Raw genomic sequence first — 11837 nt, forward strand, 5'->3', positions numbered from 1 at the left:
TTCGGCGGGTAAAGGTTCCCAAAACACTAGAACAGCTTTGCCTTAGCAAGTGTAGGCAGCCGCCGAATTTTGGGAGCGAATTTTATACCAAAAAAATGCGATGTGCTGCAGTAATAGTAAGAACTTGCGTGACAACAGACATTTATTTTGTCTTTTAAAGCCAAAAGCAACAAAAAGGCCACCCTAAGGTGGCCGATAAACAAGCGAACAATACCGCATTAAACGATAGGCGTAATCACATGCTCGCCTACTTTTGTCTTAGTGCTATAACCACGGGCCGTTGCGACTTGGAAATCCTTCGACAAAATGGTATCCACATAATGCCAGTCGCTGCGCACCTCATCAGCGGTAAAAGTGAGCGTCATAAAGCCTCGGTCTTTTAAGTTAGCGTACTTAAGATCTGGCACTAACTCGACGATTGCCGCCTCGGTCGCGGGGATCTGTTCCGCTGGCAGATTCAAGTAATATTCAAGGCCCGGCGATGATACTGAGCTAGTCGCAAACTCCACCCCAACGGTATCGCCATTCACGTCTTTAAGCTCGTTAGCCCATGCATTATGGGTGTCACCCGCGATCACAACTAGGTTGAGATTTTTCGATTTAGCCGTACCTAAAATCACTTCACGCTCATAGGCGTAACCGTCCCAAGCATCTAAGTTGTACGGGATTGCAGGTAATTGCAGCAGTCCGATAACTTCTGGCGTGAGTAAGGCTTGATTGGCTTGAAGATATTGCAGCTCTTGAGCAGTCAGCGTGGGATCATTTGCCGCCGCACGGGCCGCTAGCTTAGCTAAAGCCCCTAACATGGCAAATTGAGGAATGCTCATCTGCTGAGTGGCAATCGCAGCAGGCAATGACATCTTACCCATTAATACCTGCTGTCCCAGTACTTGCCACTTGCCTGTCGACTGTAGCAATGTGCCCTGCAGCCATAATAATTGCGTCAACCCCAGCATAGTGCGAGTGGTCGAAGTGACATCGGCAAGGAAACGCTCACCCGCAAACGAGCCAGTGGTAGGATCCATATAATCGGCATAATCGAGCTGTTTATCACGGGCTAATACACGAGTATCCAGCATATGCAGATCGACGAGATTGCCGTAACTGAAGCTGCGGTAAATCTCTTCATGGTTCCCTTCACGCCATGGGCGAATCGGCAACCACTCGAAATAAGCTTGTAGTGCTGCTTCTTTACGAACGGCAAAATCCCCTTCGCCTTCGTTGTGATTCTCGGCACTATCACGCCAAGTATCATTGGCCACTTCATGATCATCCCACACTGTGATAAAAGGCACTTTCGCGTGTAACTTTTGCAGACTCGCATCGGTATGGTACTGACCATGGCGAGTGCGGTAATCACTCAACGTCAGCAACTCATTGGCGGGTAACACTTCACGCCCCAATTCGGCAGCATGCTCACTGGCATAACCACCGCGGGCATATTCATAGATGTAATCGCCTAAATGCACCACAGCATCTAAATCATCCTGCGCCGCCGCTAACTCATAGACGTTAAAATAACCGGCAGGAAAGTTAGCACAGGACATCACGGCTAATTTGACTGAGCTAACGTCACCCTCAGGCAGAGTGCGGGTTTTACCCACAACTGAGGTTTTATCACCCGTCATAAAGCGATAAAAGTAGGTTTGCCCGGCACGTAAACCACGGGCATCAATCTTAACCGTGTAGTCACGGCTCGCATTAGTGACAGTCTCACCTGTAGTCACTAATTGACTAAAGGCCGCATCGCTTGCCACTTGCCAACTCACTTTTACATCGCCCTCAGACTCAGGCGTGACACGAGTCCATAGGATCACGGCATCGACTGCCGGATCGCCACTGGCAATCCCATGTAAAAATTGCGCGGGTACAGAATTATCATCATTACTATCACTACAGCCCATCAAGCCGTAAGAGATCACAGCAACACCAACACCTTTGGCCGACATAGCCAAAAAATCACGACGAGTTACGGTACGATTCATTATTATTATTCCTTGTTAGATAAGGCTTCACTGGTATGAGGTCTAATAAGACCACGATTGTGAGATATCACTGTTACATATTTGTGACATCTTTGTCAGCCTTTTATGATATCTATCAATTCAAACACTTATACTGGATAGCGTACTTTATTTGTGCAGGACTGGCGTAGGTTACAGAGAAGCTGCTAACATCGGTGCAGGCTAACGCAGCGTGTTAAATGCACGCCTAAGAATGGCAAGAAAAGGAATTTAACAATGAAAGTCAGCGATATTATGAGTGATCAAGTCATCTGCATCAGCGATGGCGCCAGTTTGAAAGATGCCCACCATCTGATGCAAACCCGTGGCGTACGCCACTTACCTGTGATTTCTGAAATTGATGGCACCCTCGTTGGCGTACTCACCCATAAAAAGATGATCGCCAGCGTGATGACTATGTTGAACAAGTACGGCCAAGGCGCGCTCGAGCGCAAGGAACGATACACGCCGATCACAACTGTGATGGATAAAGACTATCAGCATCTCACCGCCGACGAGCCCTTAACTGTGGTGGTTGAATATTTTATCGAGAACAAACTTGGTTGCCTGCCCGTCGTCGATGTCGATAAAAAGGTACTCGGTATCGTCACTTCATCGGACTTTATTAAGCTGTGCCGTACCCTGCTGCAACAGCAAGCGTAACGTTTTACGCTCCTTTTCTTCTATGTCAGCCTTTTACTACGTAAAGGCTGACGCTGTCTTTTTTATAAACTGTGTTTTCTATAAAAAGAAAGGATTCCCTTGGCTAAATTACTCTCACAAGAACAATTTATTCGCGCCTATGAATGCGCAGAATTTGGCTGTTTTGCCAATCAACAACAACTCGCCAAATTACTCGCCGATCCCGATTACGACTTTTTACATCAAGACAGTACCTACTTTGGCAAAGCGGCGACACAAATCACCTGTATCAGTGACTTACAAAGTATGGAGGAATTGCATTTTGTCGCGGCCAACTTGAATTGGGATAACGATGATCCCGACATGGTCAGGGCGATTATCGAACATCCACTCTGCGACGCAGGTACCGCCTTATTACTCTACTGGTACGGACAAGGCTTTTATTACTCCACGCCAGAGACGCTCGATACACCTTTTGGACAGCTATTCAAAACCATAACCGATAGATTTGTTGAACGCGGCTATGCCAGTTATAAAATCCATTTTGACCCGATTAAAGAATGTTTCATGCCCTCATTAGAGGACGTTCTTACTAGAGGATGCCAAATTCCAGGGGCTATTTTTGCCCCTTATAGCACTATGGAAATCGAAACCGATGAAGGGCACCCAAGGTATCTACAATTTAAAAATGAACTACTGAAATCGGGCAAATGGGGCAACCAATAAGTGCTGACCTTTTGTTATCAGCGCGGTTTAAGCTGGGGTTACTGGCGGAATACGCGTAAAACGCTGCCAGCGACCCGAGCGCCAACGCTGCACCATAATCAATCCACGCACCCATTCATCTGCCGCGACGGCAAGCCAAGCAGCCAACACGCCATAACCTAAATGCAAGCCAAAGAACCAAGCAAAAAATACCCCAATACCCCACATACTAAAGAGGCCTACCCGCACAGGGAACGCCACATCACCCGCGCCTTTTAAGGCCGAAATAATCACCAGATTAAACACTCGCCCTGTTTCAAGCGCGATGGAACCCGCAAGCAATAACGCTGTTAATTGGATGACGTCTTCGTTTTCACTCAACCAGCCGACAATAACGAATCGCTGCCAGTAGAAGACTAATACTATGGTCAGTGAAGCGACAAAGCCCACCAAACAGTAACGCTGCACCCGAGTGGTGATTTCATCGAACCATTGTTTACCTACATAGTATCCAGTCTGAATTTGCGTCGCCTGCCCGAGTGCTACCGCAAAACAATAGATAAAACGGCTAATATTCAAGCCATAGGTGTAGGCCGTGAGCGATAAAGTGCCCATCTGGCTGATAAAGTAGATGATGGTCATCTGAGCTACATTGTAAGACAGCATCTCGCCAGCATTGAGCAGGCCAATACGCATCACGCTCCAATAAGTGCTGCGCGGCAAGAGCTTAAGTCGTTGCTGTGGCAGCGGAATTTGCTTATGCCGGATCACCATCAGCATGATACACGCACCTATGATCTGGCTGGTCACTGTCGATATCGCCACCCCTGTTACCCCATAAACAGGTAAACCAAAGGGTGAATACAGGGCAATATAATTACCGATCACGTTCATTAAGCCCGTGCTCGAGGTCACTAACATGGCCGAGCGGGTAAAACCGTAACTACGCAAAATAGCGGCGAAGGCAATGTTCATCACTAGCCCTATGCTCAAGCTGCCGCAAATCACCAAATAGTCATATCCAAAACCAGCCACATCGTGCTCAAGTGCAAATAAGCCGATAATGCCCTTAGCACCAAAGAACATAGATGCGCCCATGACCAAGGCTAATACCAAACTCAATACGACACTCGCCACCCCGATATCGACAGCCTGCTGTGGTTGGCCTGCCCCATTGCTTTGGCTAATCAAAATACTTGCGCCCGTACTCACCATCATGGACATGACCATCATGAAGAACATCAACTGAGTCGTGAGTCCCACCGCGGCAACCGCATTATCGGAATAATGGCTCAGCATAAAGATATCGCTGATCCCAAGCAGAGATTGCAACAAGGTCTCGATAAAAATCGGCCACGTCAGGGCAACTATGCCCATGCGCTGTTGCAATGTTTTGGGTGCTTTTGCCACGAAAGATTCCTGCAAATAGAGAACGAATAACGAGTGTGATCGCTGGCTCAATGTGTCGCTCAAACAGCATCTTGGCAACCTATATTTTAGCCAAGAGACTGAAACCCACTTTCACAAATAGACATCAAATTGCTATCGAACGCACAATCAGGCGGACATTTAAGCGCATTAAGCCTGACAGTCAATTAAGTTGGTAATTTTCTTACAAGACACCCTACAACTCAATCTGTAATAGTAAAAAAGATGCCGACTGCAACCGTATTCATTACTAAGTTAATACCAAAGTTAATTTCCGCAATCATGATAGAGCTCATGGCTGAGTGTGAATCTAGGCTACCAATTCAATTAAGCTGCCGATAAACTCAGCCCATTGCAGAACAGCCGAACGCACTAAAAATTGAGGGAGTATTAAATGAGCCAACTCTATTTAGAAGAGGGAATTAAACAATTGGTTAGCGAGTTTATCGCGGCGGGTTGCCCATCGGTGCGAGAGCAAAGTATTGAGCAACGTAGACAAGGTTATATTGCCAGCACTGTACTCGCGGGTGAGCCTGAAGAGGTGTTCGAGGTTAGATCTATTTCCATCGATGGCGCAGAATTAACTCTGTTTAAACCCTCGGCGGCAGACAATTTACCTATCGTCATTTACTACCATGGTGGCTGTTTTGTCAGTGGCGGCGTTGAAACCCACAATCAACAACTGCGAAAACTCGCCAATGATTCTGGCGCACTGGTGATCGCCGTTCGCTATCGCCTCGCCCCAGAACATGTTTATCCCGCTGCCCACGACGATGCCAGCCATGCCGCAGAAGTCATCTATCAACATTGCCACCAATGGGGCGGTGATAACACCAAGATCACCCTAATGGGCGACAGCGCCGGCGGCCATTTAGCCCTAGTCACTTGCTTGCGTTTAAAAGCCAAAGGGCAATGGTTGCCACACAAACAAGTGCTTATCTATCCTATGCTCGATGCCACCGCGAAGAGCCAAAGCTATAGCGACAATGGCGAGAAATACATCATCACCCGCGACACCTTGCTAACAGGTTTCGATCTGTATTTAGATTGGCACCCCAGAACTGATGGCGAAGCCAGTCCACTACGCCGTGATGACTTAGCAGGCTTACCCGAAACCCATATCATCACCGCCGAATTCGATCCACTCGTCGATGAAGGTGAACTGCTATTTAGGAATCTATTAGAGGCTGGCGTCAATGCCCACTGCCGTCGTTATCTTGGCGTCATCCATGGCTTCTTCCAACTCTCGGGCGTGAGCCGTTCCGCTCGTGATGCCATGGTGCAGGTGACCAATATAGTGAAGACAGCCTAACGTCATACTTGATGATTAATTCATTCATAAAAAAGGCTTTCTATCAAGATAGAAAGCCTTTTTTAACCGTTTGATATTTAGATTTAAACGGTTTTCTTTCGATACGCCAAGAACAACAAGACTATACCTACGGCTAAAAACGGTAAGCTCAGAAGTTGTCCCGCACTTAAGAAAGTTTCAGAGTAAGCCGCTTGGCTAACTTTAATCGACTCAATCGCAATTCGCGCACTAAACACCGACACCAGAAACAGACCGAAAATAGCCCCATGTCTTTGTTTAATCTGTGTGTATTGATACAAAGCATACAGACCAATAAAGATAGCTAAATAAGCGAAAGCCTCATAGAGCTGTGCTGGATGTCTTGGCAACATGTCGACACGGGCAAATATAATGCCCCAAGGTTGAGTCGTAGGATCGCCTAAAATTTCTGAGTTGGCGAAGTTTGCCATACGCACAAAAAAGCCAAAAATGGCGGTGGCGATCGCGAGTCTGTCCAACAAAAACAGAAAGGGTAGCTTCACTTTACGTTGGTAATAATACAAGGCCAGAATCGCGCCTAAACCACCACCGTGGCTGGCGAGTCCGCCTTCCCAAATCGCCAAGATCTTAAGCGGATGAGCAAAGTAATAAGTCGGATCGTAGAACATACAATGGGCCAAACGCGCACCCACAATAATGCCAACCACACAATAAATCAGTAAATTATCAAGGGACTCAAGATCGAGATTTTCCTTGATATAAATCCGCTTCATCACCTGAAAACCAGCAGTAATAGCAAGAGCAAACAGGACTCCATACCAATGTATTTTTAGTCCCATAAACGAGATTAATACAGGATCGAGCTCCCACACTAAGTGTTCCAAATTCAATTACTCCATAACACTTGGTACATAGAGGTACGCCAAAAAGCATGTTTTACGTGGTTAAACGCCAATAGACAAGCCTTGTCGCGGGGATATCTTACTATTGAGTCAAATTTAATGACTCAGAGCGACCTTGGTTTTGCCGAATGAGGCAATGTCAACCAAGTTACCATTTAACAAATCAACTAGCTAAATTTAACTGACTTTGGCGCTTCCCTAACGGCTCAGACGTTGGATGATGTCACTATGCTGTGGATATTGGGCTAACAAAGTTTGTTGGCTAAACAGCTCAAAATCATCAAAGGTAAAACCGGGCGATACCATACAGCCCACTAATGAAAAACCATCTTGATTCATGGCTGAACCAAAGATACAGCCCTTAGGGACTAAAAACTGTGGCCGCTCGCCCGCAGCTAAATTAAGCCCTAATTGCGCCGTCGTTAGCACCCCATCAGGATCAATCATGTAAATCGTCAGTGATTGCCCCGCATGGAAATACCACATTTCATCAGCTGTCAGACGATGGAAATGGGAAACCTCTCCCGTACGCAGCAAAAAATAGATACTGCTCCATAATGCCCGAGTCTGATCAAATGCCGTTTCTGAACGATAGGATGAGCGGTAATAACCGCCTTCAACATGCTGCTCTAGCGCTAAATGTTCAATAAAATCATCTGCAGTATGCATTATAAATCCCTGTGTAAAATTAAAACCACAATTAAGGCCCTAGATTCTACTCGAAAATCATCTGTCCACTAAGCACCGCAATGAAGCTTTTTGAACATAAGCACAAACGCTAAAGTTCAAGACATCACGACTGACTCGATACGATTGCAAGGCTTAGGTTTTAAGCCTCAACAGGGATACAACTCTGCGCCATCGAACGCTCTGATGCCTTGGTAAAATCGCGACGACAAATAAATTGTACGGCATATTGTTATGGTTTGTTGTTACCCACAAAAGCGGCTAAATTGTAATGAGTTCGCAGGATGCATTCGCGGCTAAAGCGCCAAAGAGTAGTTTATCTATGATAACTTGGACACGCGGACTTAAGGTTGGGTGATTTTCCACAGGGATTTTAATCGATGATCAAAATAGAAGAAATGGCTTTAGTCCTTGATGCACTTCCTGATCCTACTTTTGTTCTGTCAAAAAGTGGTAAATATATTGCCGTCTTCGGTGGTAAAGATGACCGTTATTACCACGATGGTAGTGGCCTAATCGGCTTGTATCTTAGCGATGTGTTAAAGGCTGACAAACTCAATTACTTCTTACAGGTTATCGAAAGTGCATTAACCAGCCGAAAATTACTGATCGAAGAATATGAATTGAGCAATAAAGATGTCAAAGGCTTACCCGATATAGGCCCTGAACAACCCATTTGGTTTGAGGGACGCATTCAAGCACTAGACTTTCTGGTTGATGATGAGCCTGTGGTACTTTGGGTCGCCAGTAATATTTCCAAGCGGCATGAACTTGAACTGCAACTACGTCAACTAAGCGATACCGATCAGCTGACAGGGCTGTATAACCGTCGCCGCTTAGAACGTGATTTAACCTTTCAATTCGATATATTTCAGCGCCACCGTATTCCCACCTCAATCTTGATCCTCGATTTAGACCACTTAAAGTCCATCAATGATCAGTTGGGTCACTATGCTGGCGATCAAATCATCATCGCGGTTGCCGAAACCTGCCGAACTCAATTTAGAAAAACCGATAGCGCGTATCGTTTTGGTGGCGATGAATTTGTGATTGCCCTACCTGGGGTAGAGCATTCGCAAGCGGTTGAATTTGCAGAATACCTCTGCGATTGCTTTTACACTGAACTGCAAAAATATGCGGTCAATGGCTTGTTTGCTACCGTAAGCATTGGAGTCGCTTCTATCGAACCATTGGATAAGTCCTATGAAGAAACGCTTAAGCGAGCCGATGCCGCCTTGTATCAAGCTAAACGTAACGGCAAAAATCGAGTTATATCAAATACAGCCTAAGCGGGCTGAACATTTCAAACCACACATAGCAATAACAAGCGCCCTTAATAAATGATAGCCACAAGTGCTCATAAGAAGCGCGAATCAAAAGAGCAACAAACAAAAAAGCGAACCAAAAGGTTCGCTTTTAAACACATTAAGCTAATGCAAAATAACAGAATTAATTCAGGTCTTTCGCAGCTTTACGGGCTTGATGCAGCTTCTTATAGCTTTCAATCAATCTTAAATGCGGCTCAATACCTTCGAGCTGCATGCTGGTTTTAGTTAAACCATAAAAACGCACTTTACCTGTGACTGAGCCTACGACGTTGTCCATAACTTCTTTACCGAACATACGGTTGAAGTTATGGATAAAATCATCAAGTTCTAACTCTTTATCTAAGGTCACTTCCAGCACAGCATTCATGGCTTGGTAGAACAGGCCACGTTTAACGGTATTGTCGTTAAACTGTAGGAACTCACCGACCAGCTCAATCGCGTCTTCGTGTGCACCGAGTGCCAAATAAATCAGGATCTTAAGCTCAATAATCGTCAGTTTTCCCCACACAGTATTTTCATCAAATACAATGCCGATTAAGGTGCGAATATCCGTGTAGTTATCGAGTTGGCTTTCTTCTAAACGGTTGACCAAATTAGCCAATTGCTTAGTGCTTAACGAATGTAGATTTAAGATATCTTCACGGTACGCCAGTGCCTTGTTGGTGTTATCCCAAATCAAGTCATCAACTGGATAAATCTCAGAATAATCAGGAACTAAAATACGGCACGCCGATGCGCCTAAATCGGTAAACTCGGCGATATACACCTCTTTACCTAACGCTTCTAAGATCCCAAACAGGCCGCTGGCTTCTTCTTCGCTAGTGCCAGAAAAATCCCATTCACAAAATTCATAATCAAATTTACTGCTAAAGAAACGCCATGAAATCACTCCTGTTGAATCAATAAAGTGCTCAACAAAGTTTTCTGGCTCGCTGACCGCCATGCTGTTAAAGGTCGGTTTTGGCACATCGTTTAAGCCTTCGAAACTACGCCCTTGCAGCAATTCAGTTAGGCTGCGCTCTAATGCCACTTCAAAGCTTGGGTGCGCGCCAAAGGAGGCGAATACACCGCCGGTTTTCGGGTTCATCAGGGTGACGCACATCACAGGGAACTGGCCGCCGAGTGAGGCATCTTTAATCACAACTGGGAAACCTTGCTCTTCTAAGCCGTTAATGCCCGCGAGGATGCTTGGGTACTTTTCTAGTACAGACATAGGCACATCGGGCAGGACAATTTCTTGCTCAATGATTTGACGTTTTACAGCGCGCTCAAAAATCTCTGATAAGCACTGCACATGGGCTTCTTGCAGGTTATTACCCGCGCTCATGCCGTTACTTAAGAATAAGTTTTCAATCAGGTTGGACGGGAAGTAAACCGTTTCACCGTCAGATTTACGGGTGTAAGGAATCGCACAGATACCGCGCTTAACATTGCCTGAATTAGTATCAATCAAGTGCGAGCCACACAGCTCGTCGTCTGGGTTATAAATCTCTAAGCAATAGTCATCGAGAATACCCGCTGGCAGCGCATCGTCTTCCTCTAACGCAAACCACTTTTCATTGGGATAATGCACAAATTCGCTATTGGCGATTTCAGTCCCAAAGAATTGATCATTATAGAAAAAGTTATTATTCAGACGCTCAATAAACTCGCCGAGTGCCGAGCACAGCGCGCTTTCTTTGGTCGCGCCTTTACCATTGGTGAAACACATTGGCGAAGCCGCATCACGAATGTGCAGTGACCACACGTTCGGCACGATATTGCGCCATGATGAGATCTCTATCTTCATTCCAAGATCGGCGAGCATGCCCGTCATATTGACAATGGTTTGCTCCAGCGGCAGATCTTTACCCAGAATAAAGGTGCTCGATGCGCCATTAGGCTGACCCATCAACATGGCATTGGCGTCTGAATCTAGGTTCTCAACGGTTTCAATTTTAAATTCTGGGCCCGTTTGCACCACTTTTTTAACCGTACAACGGTCAATCGAGCGCAAAATACCTTCGCGATCTTTCTCCGAAATATCATCGGGTAACTCAACTTGAATTTGGAAAATCTGGTTGTAGCGATCTTCTGGATCGACAATATTGTTCTGCGACAGTCTAATGTTATCCGTTGGAATATCACGGGCTTTGCAATATACCTTCACGAAATAGGCCGCACACAGGGCTGACGACGCTAAGAAATAGTCAAACGGACTAGGGGCAGAACCATCACCTTTGTAGCGGATTGGCTGATCGGCGGTCACGGTAAAATCATCAAACTTGGCTTCAAGTCTAAGATTGTCGAGAAAATTAACTTTGATTTCCATTGAATATGATTTCCACTAAATATGCGAGTCTGTAGCAGCCCATCGACCAAGTCGCGTCATTGGTAATGAGTCATTAAGGGTGAATTATCGGTGTTTTTGGCCCATTAGTCTTGGGTTAATTATGTTAAAAACCATAATCAGGCCATTTACGGCTGAGCTTGACGGTTTGAATAGCAGGGTTAAGCGAGTACTTAGATTGAGTTTCAAGAAGGCGAGGAAACCAATGAGTCGCAGAGTAACACTCTGCGCAAAAACACATTATGGATGTTTTTCAGTTTCTCGCTTAACCAACAGAAAGGTTAAATACATCTTAGTCGGTAATGACAAGGCCATGCCAAAGGCGACACACATAGCGCTGATAATAATCCCCTGCACGCCCATAGCCTCAACGGTTTCATTAAAGTTATGCAAGTAGATGCCCAGCGCAATAAGACAAATGCCTACAGTAATGCAGATCTTAAGCGTTAGGATCAACTTTTCATTTGTCACAACCCTGCCCTTACTATTCGCCACTATCTGCACCAGCTGCACCAGCTCTAG

10 protein-coding genes are annotated in these 11837 nt (G+C 45.6%); 4 read left to right on the forward strand and 6 right to left on the reverse strand.

Annotated elements, in window-relative coordinates; translation table 11 throughout:
- Positions 1 to 218: 218 nt before the first annotated feature.
- Positions 219 to 1985 (reverse strand): alkaline phosphatase, encoded by a 1767-nt coding sequence (locus ACHA99_RS19090; RefSeq protein ID WP_263200084.1) that lies wholly within the window; start codon positions 1983 to 1985, stop codon positions 219 to 221.
- Positions 1986 to 2240: 255 nt separating this feature from the next.
- Here ACHA99_RS19090 and ACHA99_RS19095 point away from each other — a divergent pair, with 255 nt between their 5' ends.
- Entirely contained in the window at positions 2241 to 2666 is a 426-nt protein-coding gene (locus ACHA99_RS19095; protein ID WP_219253916.1) for an HPP family protein, read from the forward strand.
- Positions 2667 to 2765: 99 nt separating this feature from the next.
- Positions 2766 to 3371 carry a DUF4274 domain-containing protein gene (locus ACHA99_RS19100; RefSeq protein WP_263200085.1) on the forward strand — a complete coding sequence of 202 codons (606 nt, stop codon included), beginning with the start codon at positions 2766 to 2768 and terminating at the stop codon, positions 3369 to 3371.
- Between the two features lie 27 nt (positions 3372 to 3398).
- On the opposite strand, the gene ACHA99_RS19105 is transcribed toward ACHA99_RS19100, so the two are convergent.
- Positions 3399 to 4760 (reverse strand): MATE family efflux transporter, encoded by a 1362-nt coding sequence (locus tag ACHA99_RS19105; protein WP_393944419.1) that lies wholly within the window; start codon positions 4758 to 4760, stop codon positions 3399 to 3401.
- A gap of 412 nt (positions 4761 to 5172) precedes the next feature.
- On the opposite strand from ACHA99_RS19105, the gene ACHA99_RS19110 reads away from it, so the two are divergent.
- Positions 5173 to 6090, forward strand: coding sequence for an alpha/beta hydrolase (locus tag ACHA99_RS19110; RefSeq protein ID WP_393944421.1), 918 nt, complete (start codon positions 5173 to 5175; stop codon positions 6088 to 6090).
- Between the two features lie 83 nt (positions 6091 to 6173).
- Here ACHA99_RS19110 and lgt read toward each other — a convergent pair whose 3' ends face one another.
- A complete protein-coding gene (gene lgt / locus ACHA99_RS19115) occupies positions 6174 to 6953 on the reverse strand; it encodes a prolipoprotein diacylglyceryl transferase (RefSeq protein ID WP_105250184.1) in 780 nt (259 codons plus the stop codon).
- Between the two features lie 216 nt (positions 6954 to 7169).
- The gene (locus tag ACHA99_RS19120) at positions 7170 to 7640 is read right to left on the reverse strand and encodes a cupin domain-containing protein (RefSeq protein WP_173242850.1); all 471 of its coding nucleotides are present in this window, start codon (positions 7638 to 7640) and stop codon (positions 7170 to 7172) included.
- A 398-nt stretch (positions 7641 to 8038) separates the two neighbouring features.
- Between ACHA99_RS19120 and ACHA99_RS19125 the strand changes: the two genes are divergently transcribed.
- Positions 8039 to 8947, forward strand: a complete 909-nt coding sequence (locus tag ACHA99_RS19125; protein ID WP_131523762.1) for a GGDEF domain-containing protein — start codon at positions 8039 to 8041, stop codon at positions 8945 to 8947.
- A gap of 160 nt (positions 8948 to 9107) precedes the next feature.
- On the opposite strand, the gene ACHA99_RS19130 is transcribed toward ACHA99_RS19125, so the two are convergent.
- Positions 9108 to 11297: an OsmC domain/YcaO domain-containing protein gene (locus ACHA99_RS19130; protein WP_393944424.1), complete on the reverse strand. Its 2190-nt coding sequence runs from the start codon at positions 11295 to 11297 to the stop codon at positions 9108 to 9110.
- Positions 11298 to 11555: 258 nt separating this feature from the next.
- Positions 11556 to 11786: a hypothetical protein gene (locus ACHA99_RS19135; protein ID WP_113939077.1), complete on the reverse strand. Its 231-nt coding sequence runs from the start codon at positions 11784 to 11786 to the stop codon at positions 11556 to 11558.
- Between the last annotated feature and the right edge of the window lie 51 nt (positions 11787 to 11837).

The sequence above is a fragment of the Shewanella sp. S23-S33 genome (assembly GCF_043359565.1).
In the GTDB taxonomy this organism is placed as follows: domain Bacteria; phylum Pseudomonadota; class Gammaproteobacteria; order Enterobacterales; family Shewanellaceae; genus Shewanella; species Shewanella oncorhynchi.

Bases quoted from the DNA above. Each gene is read 5' to 3' on its own strand.
- ACHA99_RS19090 (WP_263200084.1), bottom strand. From the start codon at position 1,985: ATGAATCGTACCGTAACTCGTCGTGATTTTTTGGCTATGTCGGCCAAA.
- ACHA99_RS19095 (WP_219253916.1), top strand. From the start codon at position 2,241: ATGAAAGTCAGCGATATTATGAGTGATCAAGTCATCTGCATCAGCGAT.
- ACHA99_RS19110 (WP_393944421.1), top strand. From the start codon at position 5,173: ATGAGCCAACTCTATTTAGAAGAGGGAATTAAACAATTGGTTAGCGAG.
- ACHA99_RS19120 (WP_173242850.1), bottom strand. From the start codon at position 7,640: ATGCATACTGCAGATGATTTTATTGAACATTTAGCGCTAGAGCAGCAT.
- ACHA99_RS19125 (WP_131523762.1), top strand. From the start codon at position 8,039: ATGATCAAAATAGAAGAAATGGCTTTAGTCCTTGATGCACTTCCTGAT.
- ACHA99_RS19130 (WP_393944424.1), bottom strand. From the start codon at position 11,297: ATGGAAATCAAAGTTAATTTTCTCGACAATCTTAGACTTGAAGCCAAG.